At 71.1% G+C, this 23109-nt stretch carries 14 protein-coding genes; 5 read left to right on the top strand and 9 right to left on the bottom strand.

The window, feature by feature from the left end:
- Window positions 1-37: 37 nt before the first annotated feature.
- Complete coding sequence (locus AB0C27_RS34670; protein ID WP_357852869.1) at window positions 38-9052, bottom strand: SpvB/TcaC N-terminal domain-containing protein; 9015 nt, start codon at window positions 9050-9052, stop codon at window positions 38-40.
- A gap of 437 nt (window positions 9053-9489) precedes the next feature.
- Window positions 9490-10386, bottom strand: coding sequence for a PrsW family intramembrane metalloprotease (locus tag AB0C27_RS34665; RefSeq protein WP_357852866.1), 897 nt, complete (start codon window positions 10384-10386; stop codon window positions 9490-9492).
- Between the two features lie 172 nt (window positions 10387-10558).
- Here AB0C27_RS34665 and AB0C27_RS34660 point away from each other — a divergent pair, with 172 nt between their 5' ends.
- Window positions 10559-11278, top strand: coding sequence for a MerR family transcriptional regulator (locus AB0C27_RS34660; RefSeq protein WP_357852863.1), 720 nt, complete (start codon window positions 10559-10561; stop codon window positions 11276-11278).
- 51 nt (window positions 11279-11329) lie between these two features.
- Here the strand turns inward: AB0C27_RS34660 and AB0C27_RS34655 are convergent, their stop codons facing one another.
- The 4 genes from AB0C27_RS34655 to AB0C27_RS34640 all read right to left on the bottom strand — a co-directional run bounded on the left by AB0C27_RS34655 (window position 11330) and on the right by AB0C27_RS34640 (window position 14629).
- Window positions 11330-12508, bottom strand: a complete 1179-nt coding sequence (locus AB0C27_RS34655; RefSeq protein ID WP_357852859.1) for a GDSL-type esterase/lipase family protein — start codon at window positions 12506-12508, stop codon at window positions 11330-11332.
- 60 nt (window positions 12509-12568) lie between these two features.
- Window positions 12569-13552 carry a pyridoxamine 5'-phosphate oxidase family protein gene (locus AB0C27_RS34650; protein ID WP_357852853.1) on the bottom strand — a complete coding sequence of 328 codons (984 nt, stop codon included), beginning with the start codon at window positions 13550-13552 and terminating at the stop codon, window positions 12569-12571.
- Window positions 13553-13842: 290 nt separating this feature from the next.
- Complete coding sequence (locus AB0C27_RS34645; RefSeq protein WP_357852850.1) at window positions 13843-14157, bottom strand: transcriptional regulator; 315 nt, start codon at window positions 14155-14157, stop codon at window positions 13843-13845.
- Window positions 14158-14191: 34 nt separating this feature from the next.
- Window positions 14192-14629 carry a hypothetical protein gene (locus AB0C27_RS34640; RefSeq protein WP_357852848.1) on the bottom strand — a complete coding sequence of 146 codons (438 nt, stop codon included), beginning with the start codon at window positions 14627-14629 and terminating at the stop codon, window positions 14192-14194.
- A 154-nt stretch (window positions 14630-14783) separates the two neighbouring features.
- On the opposite strand from AB0C27_RS34640, the gene AB0C27_RS34635 reads away from it, so the two are divergent.
- Window positions 14784-17561, top strand: a complete 2778-nt coding sequence (locus AB0C27_RS34635) for a BTAD domain-containing putative transcriptional regulator (protein ID WP_357852845.1) — start codon at window positions 14784-14786, stop codon at window positions 17559-17561.
- A 398-nt stretch (window positions 17562-17959) separates the two neighbouring features.
- Here the strand turns inward: AB0C27_RS34635 and AB0C27_RS34630 are convergent, their stop codons facing one another.
- Complete coding sequence (locus AB0C27_RS34630) at window positions 17960-18763, bottom strand: TetR family transcriptional regulator (protein WP_357852842.1); 804 nt, start codon at window positions 18761-18763, stop codon at window positions 17960-17962.
- Between the two features lie 83 nt (window positions 18764-18846).
- Between AB0C27_RS34630 and AB0C27_RS34625 the strand changes: the two genes are divergently transcribed.
- Window positions 18847-19980 (top strand): NAD(P)/FAD-dependent oxidoreductase, encoded by a 1134-nt coding sequence (locus tag AB0C27_RS34625; protein ID WP_357852838.1) that lies wholly within the window; start codon window positions 18847-18849, stop codon window positions 19978-19980.
- A 10-nt stretch (window positions 19981-19990) separates the two neighbouring features.
- On the opposite strand, the gene AB0C27_RS34620 is transcribed toward AB0C27_RS34625, so the two are convergent.
- Entirely contained in the window at window positions 19991-21070 is a 1080-nt protein-coding gene (locus tag AB0C27_RS34620) for an acyl-CoA dehydrogenase family protein (RefSeq protein WP_357852835.1), read from the bottom strand.
- 87 nt (window positions 21071-21157) lie between these two features.
- On the opposite strand from AB0C27_RS34620, the gene AB0C27_RS34615 reads away from it, so the two are divergent.
- The gene (locus AB0C27_RS34615; protein ID WP_357852832.1) at window positions 21158-22102 is read left to right on the top strand and encodes an AraC family transcriptional regulator; all 945 of its coding nucleotides are present in this window, start codon (window positions 21158-21160) and stop codon (window positions 22100-22102) included.
- Between the two features lie 134 nt (window positions 22103-22236).
- Complete coding sequence (locus AB0C27_RS34610) at window positions 22237-22638, top strand: hypothetical protein (RefSeq protein WP_357852829.1); 402 nt, start codon at window positions 22237-22239, stop codon at window positions 22636-22638.
- Here the strand turns inward: AB0C27_RS34610 and AB0C27_RS34605 are convergent, their stop codons facing one another.
- Window positions 22639-23025 carry a hypothetical protein gene (locus tag AB0C27_RS34605; RefSeq protein WP_357852826.1) on the bottom strand — a complete coding sequence of 129 codons (387 nt, stop codon included), beginning with the start codon at window positions 23023-23025 and terminating at the stop codon, window positions 22639-22641.
- Window positions 23026-23109 lie beyond the last annotated feature (84 nt).

The raw sequence follows: 23109 nt of genomic DNA, 5'->3' as shown, positions 1-23109 counted from the left end.
TTCTCGTGGACGTCGGCCCCGCAGCTGACAGGCGTTTCTACGGCATACCGAAGTGTTTGCTGAGCATCTCGGTCAGTCTCTCGTTCGACTGTTTGTTGATCAGGTCTCCCAGTTCCGTGTCGGGATCACCCCAGGGGACGGACCAGCTGACTTGCGCGTCAGGTGCCATGCGAGGGCCGAGCCGGCTCATGCATCGCGGGCATACCTGGCGCTCGGAGTAGAGCGCCGTGATCGTTTCACCCTTCCTCAACTGCGCGAGGATCATGTCTTCTGAGTGCCGGGGGTCGCCCTGGCTGATGCCGTATACGGGCCGCCCCGAAGGCGCGACGATGGCCACCGCCACGTTTCGGCCGAACGGCCCGAGTTTTGAGTTCTTGCGGTGGTTGAAGGCGTCGGTGGCCAGACCGCCGCTGTTGACGCGGACCTCGACCCCGGGGAAGCACGGGTGGGTGTTGTGGACGAGGACCGGCGTCTCTCCGGCTGAGACGTAGTACGTGTGCAGGTCGTCCACGGTCAGGTTGTGCACCCGCTGCTGCGCGGTCCACTCACTGATCGCGTCCACCTGCACGTACGCCCCCGCCGACGTGCGCAGCCACATGCCGACCTCAAGATCCCCGGCGTCGACCCAGCGATCCAGCTTCTCCACCCAGAACGGATGGCCGTCCGTCGCGGTGATGTCGGCGGTCTCGTCACCGCGGTCCCCGTCGATGTCGACGGAGATCTTGACGAGGTTCTTGTCGCCCTCGCCGGTGATGAGGTGGGTGACGGTCTTGGCCCCGGTCTCGCCGGTCTCGGGGTCGGTGGCGAGGACCTGGTCGCCGACCTCGACGTCTTCGATCGGCTTGGTGGTGCCGTCGGCCATGAGCACGTCGGTGCCGGGGGTGAAGCTGTTGAGGCAGCCGCCCGACCGGCCCATCCGCTGGCGGGCCGCGTCGTAGAGGTCGCCGGCCTTCTCGGCGGCCCAGTTCGTGACGCGCCGGCCCGCCTGGGTGTTGCCGACCCATTCCGCGGTGCGCTCGACGATCCTGAGCCTGCCGATGGTGGCCTCGGCGCCCGTCTCGGCCAGCGCCCAGCCGGCCTCCGTGGCGCCTTCCTGCCAGGTCTTGCGGCCTTCGGAGATGTCGGTGACCGTGTTGGCGATCGTCCGCGCGCCCTGGTAGGCGCTGTAGGCGGTCATGCCCCACATGACGCCCTTGCCGACCAGGATGGCCGCGGGGACGAGGAAGACGAGGTTGCCGTCGGGGTCGGTGTTCTGGACGGGGTTGTTGTAGCCGTAGCCGTAGGAGTTGAGGTTGCCGGGGTTGTAGACGCCGTTGTTGCCGTCGCCGTTCAGGTAGTCCCCGATGACGGGATCGGCGGACTTCCACTGGCCCATGCGCGGGTCGTAGTAGCGGGCGCCGTGGTAGTAGTAGCCGGTCTCCGGGTCCAGCTCCTTGCCGGTGAACTGGTACGGCGTCGCCTGCCCCGGCGTCTCGTCCACCCAGGTCTCGCCGCCGGGGAAGTAGTTGACATGTTCGGCCAGCCGGCCGTTGCCGTCGGTGCCGAAGGTGGTGGAGCCGATCTGGTCGCCGTGGTAGAAGAACTGGTCCTTCTCGAAGACGGACGGCGGTTTGGTGGTCTTCGTGGCGATCCGGGTGGTGCCGACGAAGACGTGCTTGTACTCGGTGTCGTTGCGAGTCGTGTAGTTCTGGTTCGGGTACAGGCTGGTCTGGTGACCGTCCTTGACCACCCGCTGGCCCTGGCTGTCGTAGGTGAAGCGGACCGTGGGCGGCTTGCGGTGGTCGTCGCAGGCCGACGGGTCCTGCGGCTGAGTGTCGTGCCTGGTGGTGTCGTGCACGCAGGCCAGCCGGCTGTCCTCGTCCCAGATCAGCTGCCGCCGCGGCTTGCCGGACGAGCTGGGGTCCTGGTCGATGAGGTTGCCGTTGGCGTCGTACCGCATCCGGTCCGGTCCGACCTGGGTCGGCGCGTGCGGGCGTGAGCCGTCGTAGGAGTAGACGTGGGTGTAGCTGGTGTCCTGCCGCACCTTCTCCACGCCCTCGGCGTCCACGACGGCGTGCCGCTGGTGCTTGCCGACGATGTTGTGCACGGTGTCGTACGTGAGCCGGAACGCGTACGTGTCGGTCGTGCGGATGTCCGGCGTGTACTGGCCGCTCGCCTGCGTCAGCCGGTAGAGGTTGTCGTAGATGTAGGTCTGTGTGGACGGTCCGCCGAGCTTGGGGGTGGTGGACCCGTCGGGGATGTTCGTGTCGTTCTGCAGCCGGGTGATGTTGCCGACGTCGTCGTAGCCGTAGCGGTAGCGCTGGAACTCGTACCCGCTCGGCAGAGTCGAGCTGAGCAGCGCGAGGCTGCGGTCGGCGGCGTCGTAGCTGAAGGTGGTCGTCGTGCCGTTGCCCAGCACCACCCGCGTGCGCTGCTCGAACTTGTCGTAGTGCATGTCGCGCAGGTACGGATACGTGTGCGCGCCCTTGACCCCGGTGGCCGAGATCACCTGCCCGCCGGAGTCGTAGCCGTAGGACAGCAGCTCACCGTCGGGGTACATGAGCTGGAGCACCCGGCCGAAGCTGTCGTAGCGGTAACTCGTGGTGAAGATCTTGTGGTGGTGGCCGGAACCGGGCAGCACCTTGGTCTCCGCCACGATCTCGCCGAGCGGCCCGTACTGGCGGGTGGTGACGCCGCCGGCGTCCTCGATCTTGGTCAGCCGGCCGGCGCCGTTGTACTCGGCACCGGGGCCGCCGTAGGTGTAGCGGACGTCGTTGTGCTTGAAGATCGGGTAGTCGATCGCGACCAGCCGATCGAAGTCGTACGAGTAGCCGATCTTCTTGTCCTTGGCGTCCAGACTGGCGGTGACCTTGCTGGTCACGTTGCCGGCCAGGTCGTACCTGGTGGTGACCTTGCCCTGGTCGGGGCTGTCGATCGTGGTGCGCCGGCCGAAGTCATCGTAGGTGCTGGTCGTGACGTTGTTCTGGCCGTCGGTGACCTTGGCGAGCTGGCTCAGCGGGTCGTAGGTGTAGCTCGTCCAGGTGGGCGGGCCGCCATTGACCGCGTTCGGCTCGCGTACGGAGGTGGTGTTCTCGCGTACGTCGGAGAAGGTCGCCTTGGTGTTGCCCTCGGCGTCGGTCACGGCGGCGGTGAACTGCCGGGTGCCTGAGCGGTCGGCGCCGAAGCCGTAGACCGTGCTGCTGCTGGTGTCGTCAGGCAGGACGGTCCGCACCGTCCGGTCGAGCACGTCGTACTCGTTGACCGTCGGGTAGACCCGGTCCACCGCCGGGTTGTACGCGGTGTTGCCCGCGCCCTTCGGCTCGCTGAGCGGGTAGTACTGCTCGACCACGCGCCCGAACTCGTCGTAGGTCGACCGGCCTGAGACCGTCATCCCGTCGGCGCCGCCGATCCTGGCGTCCTTCTTGGTCTGCACGACCCTGGCCAGGCCGTCGCTGAAGGTGACGGTGTCGACGGTGTCGGGCTTGACCGTTCCGTCCGAGGCTCGGTCCAGGTGGCGGGTGACCGCGTACGGGACCCTCGCCTCGGGGTGGTATTCGAAGGCGATGGTCGGCTTGCCGGCCTCGTGGTCGTGCGGGCCGGTCACGGTGGCGATGCGGCCGGCGTCGTCGCGGGTGTGGACCAGCCGCTGGCCGTTGATGTCGACCGAGGTCGCCACCTCGCCGAAGCGCAGGTCGTACGTGGACGAGGAGACGTAGCCGAACTGGTCCTCGGTCGAGACGACGTGCGCGCCGATCACGTCGTCGTAGGTGTAGGTGTGCTTGGTCCGCTGGCCCCGGTGGTTGGCCGGTCCGGTCAGCGTGGCCAGCGTGCCGTTCGCGTTGTACGTCGCGTCGGTCACCGCGACCGACCCGTCGCCCAGCTTGGCCCGGTGCCTGGTCATGTTCCCGGTGGCGCAGTCGATGTCGGCCTCGCTGTAGCGCATGACCTTGCCGCCGCCCCGCACCTCCGACTTGTTGGGGACGCCGACGATGTAGGTGTCCGCGCAGTCGGTGTGGCCGGTGGTGGTGACCACGTCGTCGGCGCCGCCGCTCTCGCCATAGTCGGTGATCTTGACCGGGTTGCCGAGGTCGTCGAAGACCGTCTCGTTCCTGGTCTGCTTGCCCGGCTCGCTCTGGCCCTCGTACCAGCGCTTGTCCGTGCGCACCGGCATGGGGAAGATCGTCGCGGTGGTGCTGCGGACGTCGCCCGCCTCGCCGGTGCCGACGTCGCGGAACTCGTAGGTGGTCAGCATCTCGATGAACGGCCGGCCCTGGCCGTCGGCCGTGAGCGTGCGGGTGAGCAGGCCGCTGCTGTAGTGGCCGCGGGTGTCGTACTCGGAAGTGATGGCCCGGTAGACCTCGCCGTTCCGGTCGCGGATCTGGGTCGTCAGCGTGCCGTAGCCGCGGAACTCCCGCTCCAGCCGGTCGTACACGCCGCCGGCGTAGGCGTACGTGGTGTGCTGGACGTCCTCGCCGTCCCCGGCCAGGCCGTCGTCGGTCTTGACCGAGCTGAGCACGAAGCGGGAGCCCGGCTGGTCGTAGGTGTTGCCGTCGCGGGTGTAGTCGAGCTCGATGGTCGAGCCCAGTGGGCGTTTGACCGTCTTGAGCAGGTTGGTGCGGCCGGTCTGGTTGGCCGCCACCGTCAGCTGGCTGTCCGCGCCGGAGGCGAGGTGGTCGGCGAAGCCGTCGCCGTTGATGTCACGGATCATCTGCGCGGCACGCGAGGCCCCGGTGGAGGTGTCGGCGCCGGGGTTGATGATGACGAACCCGCCGAGCCCGAACGCGATCGGGATCGAGACCGTGAAGTACGCCCCCGCCCCCAGCCGGGCGTTGACGTCGCCGCTCACCCCGGACAGGCTGCCGCCGAACTCGACCGGCGCGGCGAACCCGCCACCGGTGTTGATCGCCACCCTGATTGGCGAGCCGGCGAACACCCGGTCGGCCAGGCCGTCGCCGTTGACGTCCGCCAGGGTCGCCGAGGTGGTGCTGTCGCCCTGGTTGAACGACGCGCCGCCGGCGAAGCCGTAGAAGTCGGTGTTGAAGCCGATGTTCAGGCCGGCGTTGTCGGTCTCGCCGTCGTTCAGCGGCCCGCCCGGCCACGGCTCCGGCGCGGCGAAGCGGTAGCCGAGGTTGAGCGCGGCGCGCCCGTCCTCGTACACCCGGTCGGGCAGGCCGTCGCCGTTGATGTCGATCAGGTCGGACTCGGCGTCCGAGGTGCCGGTGCCGAGGCTGCCGCCGATGCCCAGCGGCGGCATGTCGTTGCCGGCCGAGGAGGTGTTCTCGGTGGTCGATCCGCTGGGGGCGCCGTTGCCGCGGCCGGTCGTGATCGTCCTGGCCGCGCTGCCCGCGTTGGCGTTGCCGGCCGCGTTCTCCGAGGAGCGGACGGTCCCGTCGGGCGTGGCGCCGCGCTTGTCGCCCAGTACGCCGCTCGGGTCGGTGTACTGGATGCCGCCCGTGCCCACCACGTCGGGGAAGCCGTCGCCGTTCATGTCGAGGTAGTCCAGCTCGCCGCTGGCGCTGCCCCTGGCGATGCTGCCGCCGACGCTGCCGACCCCGCCGCCGACGCCGCCGGTCACCGAGATCTGCTCAGAACGCGACATTCTAGGCACGGCTCGTACGCCGGAGACGTCGGCGGCCGTGGGCAGGCCGATCGCCTGGCCGCCCAGCCGTGAGCTGTTCACCGTCCCTCGGGAGACCCACAGGTCCTCGCCGGAGCCCCAGCGGTCCCGGTCCGGCTGCGGCACGAACAGGATCGCGTTCGGCGGCGTGACCTTCGGGTCCCGCTCGAAGTCCGGCCGGTCGCGGTCCACGTCCACGTCCTCGGGCAACTGCTCCTGGACGTCCTCCACCTTCTCCAGGTCGCCCTGCCTGATCGGCTGGGTGGCCCGGTCGCCGTTGCCGTTGTAGCCGGCGTACGCCCAGCCCCGGTAGGAGCGGCCGTACACGCCCTCGGGCTCGGGGCCGTACGCGGTCGCCGCCGTCTCGACCCCGTCCACCAGCACCGACGCGGAGGCGAGCAGGCGCGGCTGGGTGGTGCTGAACTCGAAGAACAGCTTGTCGCCGACGGCCGCCTCGACCTGCACGGGCACCGGCTCCGCGCCCAGGGTGACGGCCTGCTTGACCAGCCGCGCGCCCTGCTTCTTCACGGTGAAGACCACCTGGCCGGTGGCACCGCCGGCGGCGACCGGCTGCGGCGTGACGGTGAGCGTCCCGCCGGCCGTCACCTCGAACGGCCGCGCCGCCTCGCCGGTGATCGCGTAGGTGCTGATGTCGTACGGCGCCGAGAAGACCTGCCCGAACTCGTCCGGCACCGGCGAGGTCTCGGCGTAGGCCGCCGTGGGCGTCCACTTCAGCGCGGTCACGTCGATCGGCGAGTCCGCGTCGATCCGCCACGACAGCGCCTGACCCTTCGCCACCGCGATCTCCGCCGCCACCGGCACCTCGCCGGTGAACCCGGCCTCCACCTGCTTCTCGAAGACGGGCGTGCCCGCGCGGCTGATCCGGATGGTGACGTCGTCGGTGGTGACCGCGCTCTTGGTGACCGCGCCGCCCAGCGTCAGCGTGCCGTCCCTGGGGGCCGACACCGTGGCCGCCCGCCCCGCCAGGGTGAAGTCCTCCGACGCGGTGTACGAGGTCAGCGACAGCCCGTTGGCGTCGGCCGCTTCAGACAGGTCCGTGTAGGTGATCGTCGGGTCCCAGGTCACCCGGTCGGCGGCGCCGTCCTTGACCGACCCGACCCGGAAGTACACGTGCTGGCCCTTGCGGACCTGGATCGCGTCCACCCCTTCCGGGGTGTGCTCGGCGTGGTCGGTGATCCGGGCCGACCACAGCTCGTCGTCCTCGCGCTGGACGGCGACCCGGACCCCGTCGGGGTCGGCGAAGGCCGGCAGCTCGTCCGTGACCTCGGCCAGCTTGACCGCGCCGGTGACGGCGATCGTGCCGTCGTACGGGGCCGTCCACCGGCGCAGGGTGTCGACCAGCGGGAACGACTGCTCACGCCGCTCCCGGTCTTCCGAGTAGTCGGGCAGCAGGCCGTCGGCGTCCACCTCGCTGCCGCCGATCGGCACCGGCGTGTCCGCCGCCGACCCGAACACCGGCACCCCGTCGGCCCCGACCCGGCCGAACAGCACGCTCTCGCCGTTCACCAGGTCGGTCAGGCCGTCGGCGTTGACGTCGCTGAAGTACCTGTCGGTGGTGCTGATCGTGTCCACGTAGTCGAGCTGCACCGCGCCGCCGCCCGGGTAGGCCTCGACGCCGACCGTGCGGGAGCTGAACTCCTGCGCGAAGAGGCCGGGCAGGTCGCGTACGGGCTTGGTCTCCGCGGCGAAGCGGGGCTCGCCGCCGGGGCGCGACAGGTTCTTGCGGAAGACGAAGCCGCCGCCGCTCCTGAACACCTTGTCCGGCAGGCTGTCGCCGTCCACGTCGATCAGGGCCAGCAGACCCTCGTCCGAGCCGCGGCTGAAGCCGGTCTTCACGCCGACCGAGTTCGTCTTGCTCGGCAGCGGGCCCCAGCCGGTGTAGAGGTGGCCGCCGGCGCTGGTGGAGGTGTTGCCGTTCAGCGCGCCCGCCTCGCCCGCGCCCGAACGGATGCCGTTGACCAGCCCGTTGCTCACGTTGTCGTCGGGGGAGGCCCAGGTCACCTGCTTGAAGGCGGCGTACTTGCCGGCGGCGTCGCGGATGTCGTCGAAGTAGCCCAGCTCGTGGCTGTTGAACAGCTTGCCCGCGGCGTCGTACTGCTGGATCGTCTTCAGCAGCGTCTTGTTGAACGCGCCCTGGGCGTAGACGAAGTCGTAGCGGCGGATCAGGTCGTCGTCCAGCCGCACCTCGACGCGGCGCAGCAGGTCGGCCACGACGCGCTTGAACCCGCCCGCCGCGTCGATCAGCACGTCCTGGCGGCGCGGCTCGCCGAGCTCCCTGTCCCGCAGGAACGTCACGGAGTAGGGGCCGTCGGCGTCGTCGCGGCCGGTGTAGCTGATCTTCTTCGGGTAGAGCGCGCGTCCTTCGACCGTGCCGCCGGTCACCCCGGCGTCCTCGACGAGGGCGTGCTGGTAACGCATGGCGTTGCCGTTGGGGTCGCGGACCTCGCGCAGCGCCCAGGAGAAGATGTTGCCGGCGTCGTCGGCCAGCACGGCGCCTTCGCCGCCGAACCGCCACCTCATGCCGGATTTATCGGTTATCTCCCAGGTGTAGCTCTTCGGCGAGTCGCCCCTGCGCAGGATGCGCGAGAATGAGCCCTCCACCCGCTGGTGGAACACCTTGTCGGCGGTACGCGGCCGGGCCGCGCCGCGATGCGCCACAGGGGTCAGCTGCTGGCCGCCGAACACGTACGTCTCGGTCTCGTTCGCGGCGTCGTACCGGGGCACGCCCCAGCGCGTGTCGATCGCGATCGACGGCACCGACAGGTCCCAGCCCACGCCCATCCAGCCGTTGCCGCTCAACGACGCGTATTTCACGTCGAGCGACGGCTCCACGCCGCCACGGCCCGGGGGCAGCTCGATCGGGTACGACAGCCGCGCGTCACCATGATTGTCGGCCACCGGCGCGGCGATCTGGTTCACGCCCGCCGACGGGTCCGCGGCCTGGATGCCGGTCATCGTCGTCGGGTCGAACGAGATCTGGTCCGGGCCCTCTGGGGCGGTCACCGTGGCGTTCACCATGTCGGTGAAGTGGTCGGTCTTCGACAGGATGAGCTGCTGCTCGGTGTCCACCGTGACCCGCACCAGCGGCCGCCAGCAGGCGCCCTGCTCGTCGAAGTAGAACGTCCGCACGTCCTGCGGGGTCAGCCCGGCCGCCGTCAGCTTCGCTGCGTCGTACGGCATGCTGATCGTGATGTCCGTCTCGAACTCGAACGGCGTCGGCGTGAACCGGTAGCCGGCCCGCGGCCCCTCGGTCACGTTCTCCATCCCGGCGCCCAGCACCGGCAGTTCGCCCTCGGTCAGCGGGGTGATGCCGATCTCCGTCGGCTCGTCCAGCGCCGCCGAGCCGACGTCCAGCCGGACGTCGTCGTACGTGAGGGTCTCGGGCGTCCCGCTCTCCGCGGTGGCCTTGAAGGGCGGGCTCGTCGGAGCAGTCAAGGACTGAGTTTGCCCGCTCGGGGCCGGCGAGCCGGGAATGCATTCCGGCGACACCGTTTCCGCGGCCGCTTCCCGGGCCGCCGGTGACAATCCGCTTATCGTTAATGCCAGAACTGTGAGCACGCATAAGATGCGCGAACGTACACTGATCACAACCACTCCAAGCAGGGACAATGGCACTGAGGGGGGTGCTGGTTCTTGGTTTGGCGAATGAGCGGCATTAGGTGATCAGTGCCGCGCCTCATCGATAACATCGGGTGCATTCCGCTGTCCAGAGACGCATATTTCTCATGTTCGTCGTCTTACATAACCGGCAGGGCTTTTGACCAGCGGAGTCAAGCCCGCTGCCAGTCAAGGCACCTGTGAAAAATGGCCGGATCCGGACACGCCCGCCGGACGATCACGGGCGCGCCTGCTCACGCCCCGCAGCGCGCCGCTCACGCCCGCAGTTGTGCGGCGCGGCGCTCTCGTCGGCGCAGAACCAGGGCGAGCACCAGCATCGCGAAGAAGACCGGGACCATCACGGCCCCGTAGATCTTGTAGATGAGCAGCGGATCGTCCCCGGCGAGCCCCGCCCAGTCCCACACGCCGTGCAGCACGATCGCGACGGCCAGGCCCCCGACGACGAGCCCCGTACGCGCGCCCCTGCCGGACCGGCCGGCGGCAGCGGCGACGCCGAGGCCGAACAGGGCGACCATGAGCGGGTGGAAGAACGGCACCAGCACCGCGCGCAGGATGAGGCTGGCGCCGAGCAGGGCGACGGCGTTCACGTCGGACGTGTCGGACTCGGTGAAGGTGGTGACGGCGCGGCCGAAGTAGAGCACGTTCTCCGTGAAGGAGAAGCCCGCGCCGACGAGCCCGGCGTACACGATGCCGTCGAGCAGGCCGGTGGGCAGGCCGGTGGGCAGGCCGGTGAGCTGGTCGCGGCGGCGCGCCAGCAGCCACACCAGGAACAGCCCCTTGAAGACCTCCTCGGTGACCGGGGTGATCACCAGCGGGCGGAACCAGGCGCCGAACTCGGTGCTCACGGCGGTGTCGACCAGGGCCTGCAGCCCCTGCTGCGACCAGAGCGAGCAGAAGGCGGCGATCGAGGCGCCCCACACGAACGCCGAGACGGTCAGGTGGCGCGGACGTCCGTGTCGCCGGCGGCCGAGCCAGAGGAACGCGCCCCCCACCGCGCACGTGACGAGAGCCGACAGCGGCAGGCCGACCGCCACCCCGTCCAGGCCGATCTGCGTGCCCACCCAGAAGATGGAGCTGAGCCAGGTGGCACCCGCCACGACGGGCCAGAGCACCCATGCCCGGCCGCGCGCCGGGCTCGTCGATGTTCGCATCGTGGTTCCTCGTCTCCTTCCGGCGCCCGCGGGGGTGCGGGCCGCCGGTTGAAGGAGACACCGTGCCGTTACGGCATACTCAAATCGACCGGCCACGGACAGGGCCCGGCCTGCGGCGGAGCGCGTGGTGCGGGGCTGGGCACGGGCTTGGGCGCGCGGTGAGGGGGCCGGCATGGGGTGGAGCACGCGGGAGGTCGCGCGGCTCGCCGGGACGACCCTGCGCACCGTCCGGCACTACCACGAGATCGGCCTGCTCGACGAGCCGGAACGGCTGCCGAACGGCTACAAGGTCTACCGCACCGAGCATCTCGTCCGGCTGCTGCAGATCCGCCGCCTGACCGGGCTCGGCTTCTCGCTCGCCGCGATCGGGGCGATGCAGGACGGTTCCGACGACCTCGACGAGACCCTGAGCGCCGTGGACGCCGAACTGGCCGCCACGATCGCCCGGCTGGAGGAGGCCAGGCGGGAGATCGCGAAACTGCGGCACCGGCCGGTGCCCACCGACCTGCCCTTCGCCATCTCGGCCGCGGCCACCGACGCGCGGCTCTCGCCCGCCGACCGGTCGCTGTTCGCGGTGATCTCCCACGTGGTGGGGGAGGACAACACGGAGCACTGGCAGGCGTTGCTGCGCGACTACGAGCGGGACGAGGTGGCCGACGAGTTCGACACGCTCGCGCCGGATGCCGACGAGGAGACGCGCGAACGGCTCGCCCGGCACCTCACCCCGAGAATGATCGCGCTGAGCGAGCAGCATCCGGGGCCGCCGCGCACCATCGACCAGGCGGATCAGGGGCGGCAGGCGGCGGCCGAGGCGCTGTTCGACGCGATCCGCGACCTCTACAACCCGGCCCAGCTCGACGTGCTCATCCGCATCTGGAAAGAGCACGGTTGAGCCACACCCGGCCGGTGTCGGCGGTCGGGTGGCTCGGGTGGCTCGGGTGGATCAGGCGGTTTCGGGGGTGAAGGGGCCTTTGCCGGTGAAGACGAGGCGGGCGAAGTTCTCGCCGATGCGGCGGTGGCCGGCGGGGTCGGGGTGGACCTCGTCGGGCAGCGGGAACTCGGCGTAGTCGCTCTCGCCGTAGAGGTCGCGGCCGTCGAGGTAGTGCAGGTTCGGGTCGTCGGCCGCCCGCTGCTCGACAATGCGGGCGAGCTCGTCGCGGATGACGTTCAGGGTCAGCCGCCCGGCCGCGCGCTCGGCCGGATCGCCCGTGGCCTTGAACCGCAGCGTCCGGCCGTCGTAGTCGGGCGCCAGCGGGCCGGGGGTGTCCTCCTGCACCGGGCACAGGATGGGTGACACGACCAGCAGCGGAGTGTCCGGATGCCCCTCGCGGACGGTGTCGAGGAAGCCGTGCACCGCCGGGGTGAAGGCACGCAGGCGCATCACGTCGCCGTTGACGATGTTGATGCCGAGCTTGAGGCTGATCAGGTCGGCGGGGGCGTCCCTGATCGCGCGGGCGGTGAACGGGTCGAGCAGCGCGCTGCCGCCGAACCCCAGGTTGACCAGCTCCACCCCGCCCAGTGCGGCGGCCAGGGCCGGCCAGATCGCGGTGGGGTGGGTGGCGTTCGAGCCGTGGCTGATGGAGCTGCCGTGGTGCAGCCACACCCGGCGTCCGTTGTCGCGGGCCGGCTCGATCGGGGCGTCGGTGCGCAGGGCGATCAGCTCGGTGATCTCGGTGTGCGGGAGCCAGACCTCGACGTCCTTGTCACCGGCCGGCAGCCCGGTGAACCGCGCCGTTCCAGGCGGGCCCTCGGTCAGCTCGGTGGCCCCGGTGAACATGTCGGTGACCGTACGGAGCCGGCCGCCGCTCACCGTGGCCTGGGCCGCGAGCTCGCCGTCGACCAGCAGGTCGTAGACGCCGTCCGCCGGGGCGGGGAAGCCGCGGTAGGCCCGCTTGGTGGGCAGGGTGTCCAGCTCGACGGTGGTGGCCGCGGTGCGGAAGATCAGCCGCACGCCGGAGGGCTGGGCCTGTGCCATGGCCGTCTGCTCGTCGGGGATCTGCCTGCGCGCCCGTGCGGGCAGCCGGTGCGGCAGCAGGCCGTGCGCGGTCGGCTCCACGTCGAGCTGGCCGCGCAGGAGGTCGGTGGTGACGGGGGTGGTGGTCCAGCCGGGTTCGGTGCTCATCGCCTCAACCTGTCGTTCGGTACGTATTTCCTAACAAGTTTAGGCAATTAGGTCTAGTGCTTAGGAAGCTCGGTCGTCGTAGCCTTCCTTTCTGAGCGCGCGGCGGTAGGAGGCGTCCATGATCCGCCGGATCAGCCCGGAGAACACGGCCAGCACGCGGGCCGGCCGGCGCAATGCCGGCTTCGCCTGGCCGAGCTGCCTGGTCGTCAGCGCCATCAGCTCCGACCGGGTGGCGGCGTCGGCGCGTACGGCGTCGTCCCAGAGGTCCGCGGCGGCGACGGCCCGGCTGGGCGTCACCTCGGCCCGCTCGACCGTGACGACCAGCGCGGCCTGCGGAACGGTACTGCCCAGCGCCATCCCGGCCAGCAGTTCGGGGTCGTCGGTGACCAGGGCGGTGCCGCTCACGTGCAGGACGTCGGTTCGGCCGGGAACGAGCATCGCCGCGGCGAACCCGTCATCGGCCAGCAGGTTGTGGAAGGTGTCCGCGCGCTTGTTGCCGCGCCGGTCCGGGATGACCAGCGTGTGCCCGTCGATCACCCGGACGAAGCCGGGCAGATCGCCGCGCGGGCTCGTGTCGCCGCCGTCGCCGTCCCACGAGGACACGACCGCGAACGGCGAGGCCGCCAGGAACCCGGCGATCCCCGTACCGGACAGCGGCCCTTCTGTGAGGTCGGCGTGAGCCGGCGGTTCTGTGGCGACGGACGGGTTCCACAGCCGGGAACGGAGGATCGCTCGTGCGCAATGGACGTAGACCTGGCTGACGGCGACGACGATGCGGCCGTCGGAGCGTTCCGCGACCGAGCCGTTGACCCGGAGCGTCTCACCGACGCCGGGCAGCAGGAAGACGAAGGAGACCGGGCCGGACGCGTCGGCGTCGCAGGCGAAGGCGAACCGTGTCGGCGACTCGACCACGGCGAAGCCCGGCGCACCGCCGATCACCGTCGAACGGGGCCGCCCGTCGGCGTCGCGGTAGCCGAAGCCCGCCAGTGACGCGAGGTCGAGCATGCGCCGGGCGGCGTCGTCCAACTCCGCCAGCTCCTTCATCAGCACGAGTGGCGCCGGGCGTCCGATGATCGTTTCGAGCTGGGACGCGGTCGTGATCCGGTGGTGAGCGGCGACGCTCGCGCGCGGGCCGGATCCGCTCGGCGAGGGCGAAGGTGAGGGCGGGGACGACGGCGCGGGCGAAGGTGAGGGCGGGGATGAGGGCGAGGGCGACGGCGAGGGTCGGGGTGCTGTGTGCATGGTCTTGAAGCCTCTCGAAGCGCGGAATCGGGACAGGGGAGAGCCCGGATCCGCGCCGGCTCACGTTCGCGCGGACCCGTACGGGTGCGTTCTCACTCATGCGGCGCGCCCGCGGGCAGGCCGGGAGTGTCGAGCAGGGCCTTGAGTGCCTGGACGTGCCCGGCGTAGGCGCGCCGCCCCTCGGCGGTCAGGCTCACCCAGGTCTTCACCCGGCCCCGCCCGGTCGGCTTGGAGACCGTGACATAGCCGGCGTCCTGCAGCACCTTCACGTGTTTGCTCAGTACGGAGTCGGCCACGCCGAGCACCTCACGCAGCGCGGCGAACTCGGCGACGGAGGAGGCGGCGAGCAGCGCGCAGATGCGCAACCGGTTCGGCGCGTGGATCACCTCGTCGAACCCGGCGTTCATGCGCCCGCCCGTACGGCCGTGCCGAACCGCCCGCTCATGCGCCTGCCCGCAACTGGGCCCGCAGGGCGACGTCGAACCGCCGCCCCAGGGAGGTGGCGGCCGCGAACGCCACCACGGCCAGGCACCACACCGGCCACCGCAGGCCGGTGAAGGAGCCGACGCCGAAGGCCGCGACGAGCCCCAGGATCGCCACCAGGCCGGTCGCGCCGATCCACCGCCCGGCGGGGCCCGCGTCGAAGCCGGACACCCAGAAACCGGTCCGGCGGCGATAGGCGGCGACGATCGCGGCGCAACCGGCGAGGAGCAGCACCACGCCGCCGAGCCTGACCGCGGTGTCGCCGAGCCCGACGGTGAGAACGCAGCACGCCAGCAGCAGCCCGAAGCTCGGGTGGTACCACCAGGGAGGGGTCAGCCGGTCGGCCAGGGCCGCGCGCACCTCGGCGATGGCGGTGAGGCCGTCATGACTTTCCATGGTGGAAAGTCAATCACTTTCCGTCTTGGAAAGTCAATGGCCGAGAAGGTCGCCGGTTCCTTCGTCGCGCGACGAGCCCAGGCCGCGACGGGCGCAGACCGGCTGCCGGTGGGCATACCGGCGATATACCGCCCCTTCCTAGGCTCCTGTGCTGATGACAACGGAGATCGGGTACCTCGGGCCCTGGCAGGTCACGCTGGGCGGGCGACGGGTGGGGCTGGTGGGCCGCCGCCGCGTCGCCGTACTGACGCGCCTGGCGCTGGACGCCGGCCGTCCCGTCACCATGCAGCAGCTCGTCACCGACGTCTGGGGACAGACCTCGACCGCCACGGCCGGCAAGCAGCTGCACATCGTGGTGTCGAAGCTGCGCGACACGCTCGCCCCAGCGACGATCGCGACCGTGCCCGGCGGCTACCTGCTGGACCTGCCCCGCGACCAGGTCGACGCGCACCACTTCACCCGGCTGGCCGCCCAGGCGCGGTCGGCGCGCGAGCGGCGCGATCCTGGCACGGCCGACGAGCTGTTCCGGCGGGCGCTGGCCCTGTGGCGGGGGACCGCCCTGGCCGAACTGGCCGATCCGTGGGCGCGAATCGAGGCCAAGCGCCTGGAGGAGGAGCGCATGGCCGCCTTCGAGGACCACATCGACCTGCGGCTGGCCAGGGGAGACCAGCACGGGGTGGTGACCGATCTGACCCCGTACGTCCTGGCTCATCCGCTGCGGGAGGGGCCGCGTGCCCAGCTGATGCTCGCGCTCTACCGGGCGGACCGGCCGTCCGAGGCGCTGGCGGTGTACCAGGAGGGGCACGCCGCCATGGTGGAGGAGCTCGGCCTCGAACCGGGCGCGCGGCTGCGCCGGCTGCGGCAGGCCGTCCTCGACGAGGACCCGGTGCTCGAACTCGGCACACCTGAGCAGTCCGCCACGATCGTCCCCGCCGAGCTGCCCGCCGGCATCCACGCCTTCACCGCCCGGCAGGAGGAGGCGGAGTGGTTGCGGAAGACGCTGCTGAGCACGGGCGTTGCGGTCGTGGACGGGCCAGGCGGCGTGGGCAAGTCGGCGCTCGCCGTGCACGTCGCGCACGCGCTGGCCGGGCGGTTCTGCGACGGCGTCGTCTACGTCGACCTCAACGGCGCCACCCCGGGCGTTCAGCCGCTCTCCGTGCTCGACGCCCTGGGGCACCTGCTGCGGTCACTGGGGCTGGACGGCTCCGCCGTACCGGCCGATCTGGAGGGGGCGATCGCCCGCTACCGATCGCTCACCGCGGCGAGCAACCTGCTCGTCATCCTCGACAACGCGCTCGACGCCGGCCAGGTGCGGCCGCTCATCCCGGCGGGCGCCGCCTGCCGGGCCCTGGTCACCTCCCGCGACGCCCTGAGCACTCTCGACCGGGCCGGTCACCTGCACCTGGCCGGGCTCGGCGACCGCGACGCCGTCACGCTGCTGGCCAGGGTCGCGGGCCGGGAGCCCGTCGAACGCGAGCCTGAGGCCGCCGCCAAGATCGCCGAGCTGTGCGGCGGCTTCCCCCTGGCCATCAGGATCGCCGGCGCCCGGCTGGCGGCGCGGCCCGGCCGGCGGCTGGCCGACCTCGCCGGCCGCCTCGCCGACGCCACCCACCGCCTGGACACCCTGCAGTACGCCGACCTGGCCGTACGCGCCAGCATCGCGGTGAGTCACCAGCACCTGCGCGAGGAGAACGGCGGCCACGACGCCGCGCGCGTACTCCCGCTCCTGGGCCTGCTCGACACGCCCACCCACACGCCCGCCGCCACGGCCGCCCTGGCCGGCTGGCCGGAGGCACGCGCCGCGGCGGCGCTCGAACGGCTGCACGGCGTCCGGCTCCTGGAGCCCGCGGGACCCGGCCGGTACCGGTTCCACGACCTCATCCGCCTGTACGCCCGCGAACAGGCCGCCGCCGAACTGCCCGGCCAGGACGGCGCCGCCGCACTCCGCCGCGGGCTGCACCACTACCTGGCCTCGGCCAACACCGCCACACGGCGGGTGCACGCCCAGATCCAGGACCCCTACTACGCGGCGGAGCAGCCAGGCGTCGCCCTGACGAGCGCGCGCGAGGTCGAGGAGTGGACCGAGGCCGAGCGCGACAACCTGCTCGCCGTGGCGCACCAGGCGGCCGACTCCGCCGATCCGCAGGCCGCCGTCGGGCTGGCGCTGGGCCTGCACTGGCCGTTCAACTACCGCGGCTGGGTCACCCACCTGGCGGACGTGCACCTGAACGCGATCACGGTGGCGGCGCGGCGCGGCGACTGGGCCGGGCAGGCGCAGGCGGCGAGCTTTCTCGGCTGGGTCCATCGCGACCAGGGACGTCACGAGCAGGCGATCGAGCAGCTGAAGGAGGCCGTCGTGTGCTGGGGGAAGGCCGGTCTGCCGCACCGGAGGATCGGCGCCTTCAACAACCTCGGCATCATCCACACCCTGCTCGGGCAACTCGACCTGGCCCGGATCAACTTCGCCCGCGCCATGGAGATCGCCGAGGAGACGGACGACGCCTACGCGCGCGGCACCATCCACAACAACGGCGTGCACCTGCTCTACCGGCAGGGCCGTTTCGACGAGGCCATCGCCCAGGCGAAGATCGCGGTCGTGGAGTGGAGCGGCAGCCTGTACGTGGAGGGCACGTCCCACGAGACGCTGGCCCGCGCCTACCTGCACGCGGGACGCCTCGTCGAGGCGGCCGACACCTTCCAGGTCGCGCTGACCCTCCTCCGCGAAGCCGGATACCGCATCGGCCATGCCGTGGCCGCCTGGTGGTGCGGCCGGACCCTGCACGAGCTGGGCCGGGCCGCCGAGGCGCGCCGGGTCTGGCACGACTGCTTCACGACCCTGCTGGAGGCCCGCCTCCTGACCCGCGCGGAGGTGGACGACCTGCTCGATCAGCCCGTCCCCGAGATGCCCGGGCCGATCGGGAACATGCTCTGACCTGGTGCCCTTGTCGCGGCAGCCGTTGGTGTCCTTCCTCCAGGCGCCTGTGTGCCAGCTGCCGTTGGTGTATTTCCATACGGTCCGGGCTTTCACCGGAAGATCGTCCTGGGGGCAGAGGTCCCGTACCTTCAAGTTCCGGAAGACACTCCGTCATTCGCCTGCGCCGGGCTCGCCACCAGCAACGCACTCAACGTGGCGATGGCCAACGCGGCGCCCAGAATGCGGGTCTTCAACAAAAGTCCTCCAGCGAGAGACGGCCTGGTCGGCCTCGAACCCTGGGGAGGATGCGCCTGATGATCAACCCTGTGTTCGAACGGTGAGACGCTCGGTAACCTGAGCGGGCGGCGGAGCGGGGCCGGTCGCGGTGGTGCCAGGACGACGACGGTCCGTTCGGCTCACGGCCGGCGCAGGGTGGCGATGCCGGCCAGGAAGATGTCGACGCCGGCGAGGAACTGGTCGCGGTCGTCGTGCTCGCGCAGGCGCGTCGCCGCCTCGTGCACGAACGGGTACCGGCCGGGGTCCAGCTCCGACCACTGCTCGGCGACGCCGGCCAGGAAGTCCGCCCGGCCCGTCTCCTGGTCTGGGCCCCGGTCTGTGTCCCGGTCTGTGTCCCGGTCTGGGCCCTGGTCTGGGTCCCGGTCTGTGTCCCGGTCTGTGTCCCGGTCTGGGCCCTGGTCTGGGTCCCGCGCTGGGCGCCGGCCTGTGCGGGCGGCGTTCTGTGCGGCGTTCTGGGCGGCGACGCCGAGGACGTAGTTGACCAGGGCGCCGGCCGCGTCGAAGCGGGCTCGCTCGGGAACGGCGAGCGCGTGCAGCAGCCTGCCGACGCTCTCGTAGAAGTCGAGCAGCGCGGGCCGCCACGGTTGCCGGGACAGCTCGGCGCCGACCCACGGGTGGGCGTCGATCGCGTCGAACAGGCCCAGCGCGACGCCCCGCAGCGCCTCCGGAGGGTCGGCGCCGACGACCGCGCCGGACAGCACGCGGGCGATCACGTCGTCGGCTGCCGCCGCGAGCAGGTCGTTCTTGTCGGTGACGTGGTGGTAGACGGCCCCGTAGCCGGTGCTCAGGCGGATGGTGAGCGCACGCAGCGTCAGCGCGCTCACGCCGCCTTCGTCCAGCAGGTCGATCGCGGCCTGGACGATCACCTCCCTGGACAGCCCGTCGGTCCGCCGCGGGGCCCGCTTCGCCGTTCGCTTCGCCATGGGCCCAGTCTGGCATGAATGGATTGTCGATCCAAAGTCGTGCTAGCGTTTTGGATTGACGATCCAATCTTGGGAGCGCAATCATGACAACACCGATCACGATCATCGGAGCAGGGCTGGGCGGCCTGGTGCTGGCCCGCGTGCTGCACCTGCACGGCATCCCGGCCACGGTCTACGAGGCCGAGCCCTCGCCGGCCGCGCGCCGCCAGGGCGGGCTGCTCGACATCCATCCGTGGAACGGCGAGCCGGCGCTGGCGGTGGCCGGCCTCGCCGAGGAGTTCCGCCGGCTCGTCCTGCCCGGCCGCGAGTCGTACCGGATCATGGACAGGACCGGGAGCGTGCTGCTCGACCAGCCCGACGACGGCACCGGCACGCGCCCCGAGGTGCCGCGTGGCGCGCTACGGCAGACGCTGCTCGACGCGCTGCCCGAAGGCGCCGTTCGCTGGGGGCACAAGGTCACGGGCGTGCGGGCCATCGGCGGCGGCCGGTACGAGGTCACCTTCGCCGGCGGGGCCACGCTCGTCACGTCCCTGCTCGTCGGCGCGGACGGCGCCTGGTCGCGCGTGCGGCCGGTTCTGTCGCCCGCCGTCCCGCAGTACATCGGCGTCTGCGTCGTGGAGACGTTCCTGTTCGACGGCGACACCCGCCATCCCGCCGCCGCGAAGGCGGTCGGCGCCGGATCGTTGTTCGCGCTCGCGCCGGGCAGGGGGCTGCTGGCCCACCGGGAGGGAGGCGGCGCCCTGCACGTCTACGCGCAGCTCAGCAAGCCGCAGGACTGGCCGGCCGGCCTCGACCTCACCGACGCCGCGGCCGTGGCCGCGCGGGTCGTCGCCGAGTACGACGGCTGGGCTCCCGAGCTCACCGCGCTGATCTCGGAGAGCGACACCCCGCCGATCCTGCGCCGTCTCCACACGCTGCCGGCCGGGCATCGCTGGGACCGCGTGCCGGGGGTGACCCTGCTCGGCGACGCCGCCCACCTCAGGCCGCCGGACGGCGAAGGCGCCAACCTGGCCATGCAGGACGGCGCCCTGCTCGGCCAGGCCATCGCCGCGCACCCCGGCGATGTGGAGGCCGCGCTCGCCGCGTACGAGGAGGACATGTTCGCCCGCGCCGCCGCCGCGGACTCGGGGGACGACATGTACGCGGTCATGCTCGGCGACGACGCGCCGCACAGTCTGCTCGCCCACATGGCCGAAGGCGAGCGGACCTCGGCCTGAGTCGCGGGCTTCAGCCGGCGGACTTCTGTGGTCCGGCCAGCGCCGTTCCGTAGTTCTCCATCCCCAGGTACGGGTTCAGATGCGGGTGGCGGCTGCCCACGGAGACGTCCCGCCAGTACCGCTGCAGCGGGTTCGCCGTGTTGAAGCCGCTCGCACCGTGCAGGTCGAGCATCCGGTCGAGCGCGGCGCGGCAGTCCTGGGCGGCGTCGGCCAACTCCATGTGCAGGCGGGGGAGGTCGCCGTCGGGCACCCCGTTCGCGTCCACTGCCGCGGCCACCGCGAGCATGGCCCGCTCCGCGCGGTTCACCAAGAGGGTCGCCTCCGCCAGCCAGTGCCGAGCCCCGGGAGATTCGCCCATGCCGGCGTACGCGCTCATGAACGGCTTGCGGTCCGAGGCGAACATCGCGTCGATCGTGTCGAGCGCGCCCCGCGCGGCGCCCACGACCGGCCCCAGCACCGCCATGGTGTAGAGGATCAGGTCGCCGCTCCCGAACGGGCTCGTCGCCGCCACCCGCTCGGCCGGCACCAAGACGTTCTCGGCGACGAGGGTGTGGCTGCCCGTGCCGCGCATGCCGGCCATGTGCCAGGTCCGCTCGATGACCAGGTCGGCCACCGGTATGACGGCGAAGGAGTACCGGCCGTCCACCATGAGGGCGAGCGTGGCCCACGCCGCGTCCTCGCACCCGGAGAGGTTCGCCCAGCGGCCGTTGACGCGGACGCCCTCGGGCACCCGCTCGCCGCCGGCGGCGGGAACGCCGTTCCCGCAGAACAGCGCGTCCGGATCGGCGAAGACCTCGCGCAGCACCGCGTCGTCGGAGAAGCATCCGGCGATGATGTTCTTCGCCGTCGCACTTGTGCCGGCGACCCAGGCCGTGGACGGACAGGCCCGGCCCAGATCGCTCAGGGCGCGGGCGATGGCCTGCGCGCCCGCCCAGGTGCCGCCGTACTCCCGTGGTGTCCGCAGACGGAGGGCTCCGAGCCGGCGCACCGCGTCGAGGCTCTCCGCGGCGGGACGGCCGTCCTGCTCCGTCTTCCCGGCATGGGCGCGCAGGATGTCATGGGTCTCACTCTGCGAGAAGTCACTGATCACGGTATCCATCCCACCATCGCCCCTGTTGAGCGGGACATACGTGAACCGTGCCGGGTCATACGCGTTTGTGCGGCTAGCATCGACAGGGTGGACCTGCTCAGCGAGGTGATTCGCACCGTTCGCGTCGGTAGCGCGACCGGCCGCGTGATCAGACAGTCGGGCCCCACGGGGATCCGCTTTTCCGCCTTCGACGGCAGCGGGATCCACATCCTGCTGCGCGGCTCCTGCTGGCTGATCACCGAGGACGAGGAGCCCGTCGCACTGCGGCCCGGCGATGTCGTGCTCGCCGCTTCCGGCGCCGCGCACGGGCTGAGCCGCGTGCCGCATCCGCTCGCCGGCCTGCCGCTCGTCGAGATGGGGCCGATCCCGCCGGCGCCCGGGCCGTTCGACTTCGAGTTCCTGTGCGGCTCCTACCAGCTCCATCCCGGCCACACGCCGCAGTACCTCCGCGTGCTGCCCGACCTCATCGCGGTGTCACCCGATTACGCCGCCCGTCCCGAGCTGCGGGTGCTGGTCGACCTCTTCAAGGAGGACGTGTCGGGCGCCCAGATGGGCAGCGAGGCGACCCTGCCCGCGCTGCTCGACCTCATGTTGGTCCACGTACTGCGCCAGTGGCACGAGCAGCGCGGCGCCGACGGATGGCCGGACACCCACGACCCGGCCATCGCCGCCGCCCTGCGGGAGATCCACGAGCACCCGGAGCAGCCGTGGACGGTCGATCGCCTCAGCCAGGTTGCGGGCCTGCCCAAAACGGCGTTCACCAGGCGTTTCACCGCGGTGGCCGGTCGGCCACCGATGAGCTATCTGATCGGCTGGCGGCTGAGCCGCGGCGCCCGGCTCCTGCGCGAGACCGACGCGCCGCTGTCGTCGATCGCGCGGCAGGTCGGCTACGCGAACGAGTTCGCCTTCTCGGGCGCCTTCAGCCGCGAGTACGGCGTCTCACCAGGCCGTTTCCGCGCCGACCCGGGAGCCGACCCGGGAGCCGACCCGGCACAGGCCCACGGCCGCGACGCCGTGTCCGGCAGTCGCTGACGCTCAGGTCGCGGGTGTGTGGCGGCGATCACATTCGGTGTGTGGATTCGTCCACAGATGATCCGTTGCCGTCTCCGTAATGTCTCTCTTGCCGGAGCACCCCGGCGGAACGAAAGACAGGGGAGGAACCCGAAATGCGTAAGGCTCTTGCGATCGCGGCACTGGTCGGTTCGGCTCTGACGGGTCTGGCGGTGAGCCCGGCCGCGGCTCAGGCCAGCACCACCACTCACTCGGCCACCACGACGGTGAGCTGGGGGAAGTTCTTCTCCAGTGACCACAAGGCGTACACGTTCGGCAAGACGTGGAAGTCGCACGGCAAGGTGTTCACGAAGTGGTACGGGGTGGACAAGGTCGGCGGTAAGAAGGGCTGGGTCTGGTTCGAGGTCTACCAGGGCGGTCACTGGAAGAAGTTCAACAAGTCCTGGGACGGCGAGGTCGTCGGCGCGTGGAGCGGCAAGGGCATCAAGAAGGTCTACACCTTCACCTGCTGGGCCGGGAAGTTCGACAACTGCGGCAAGAAGTACCGCATCTACTGATCAGCCCGTACGACGCTGCCTGGCCAGTGCCAGCACACTCAGCCCGAACATCAACACGCCCAGGGGAAGATGGACCGCCGGCACGTGCGCGATGCCGAGCGCGACCTGGGCGGAGGCGAGGACGAGGAATCCGGCCGCGTACCAGACCGGCCGGAGCGGGCCGCCGCCCGGCTTCCACGCCAGCACCGCGGCGAGCACGTACAGCAGCGACGACCCCCACATCACGCGAGCTCCGGCGCTGTGCAGCGCCTCCCCGTAGGCCTCCGCGTAGGGGGTGGTCAGCAGCAGCCCGGCGGAGACCGCTTGCAGGAAGATGGTCAGAGTCTGCAGCGCCATCGCGATCCGCAGGAAAGAGAAGCGACGTTGTGCCGTCGTGCGGGTGGCCATGTCAGGGTCCCCCTGTTCCGCCCCGTGGGGTCGTCGGTGGATAGGGTCTCACCAGGTTGACGACGTGGGCCCGCGAAAGGTAAG

Source organism: Nonomuraea sp. NPDC048882 (assembly GCF_040649755.1).
Taxonomy (GTDB): domain Bacteria; phylum Actinomycetota; class Actinomycetes; order Streptosporangiales; family Streptosporangiaceae; genus Nonomuraea; species Nonomuraea maheshkhaliensis.
Note: the sequence above shows the minus strand (reverse complement) of the source record. Positions and strands in the feature narration are given on the sequence as shown.

Coding starts and splice junctions, on each gene's coding strand:
- AB0C27_RS34665 (WP_357852866.1), bottom strand. CDS start 10,386: ATGCGAACATCGACGAGCCCGGCGCGCGGCCGGGCATGGGTGCTCTGG.
- AB0C27_RS34660 (WP_357852863.1), top strand. CDS start 10,559: ATGGGGTGGAGCACGCGGGAGGTCGCGCGGCTCGCCGGGACGACCCTG.
- AB0C27_RS34655 (WP_357852859.1), bottom strand. CDS start 12,508: ATGAGCACCGAACCCGGCTGGACCACCACCCCCGTCACCACCGACCTC.
- AB0C27_RS34650 (WP_357852853.1), bottom strand. CDS start 13,552: ATGAAGGAGCTGGCGGAGTTGGACGACGCCGCCCGGCGCATGCTCGAC.
- AB0C27_RS34645 (WP_357852850.1), bottom strand. CDS start 14,157: ATGAACGCCGGGTTCGACGAGGTGATCCACGCGCCGAACCGGTTGCGC.
- AB0C27_RS34640 (WP_357852848.1), bottom strand. CDS start 14,629: ATGGAAAGTCATGACGGCCTCACCGCCATCGCCGAGGTGCGCGCGGCC.
- AB0C27_RS34635 (WP_357852845.1), top strand. CDS start 14,784: ATGACAACGGAGATCGGGTACCTCGGGCCCTGGCAGGTCACGCTGGGC.
- AB0C27_RS34630 (WP_357852842.1), bottom strand. CDS start 18,763: ATGGCGAAGCGAACGGCGAAGCGGGCCCCGCGGCGGACCGACGGGCTG.
- AB0C27_RS34625 (WP_357852838.1), top strand. CDS start 18,847: ATGACAACACCGATCACGATCATCGGAGCAGGGCTGGGCGGCCTGGTG.
- AB0C27_RS34610 (WP_357852829.1), top strand. CDS start 22,237: ATGCGTAAGGCTCTTGCGATCGCGGCACTGGTCGGTTCGGCTCTGACG.
- AB0C27_RS34605 (WP_357852826.1), bottom strand. CDS start 23,025: ATGGCCACCCGCACGACGGCACAACGTCGCTTCTCTTTCCTGCGGATC.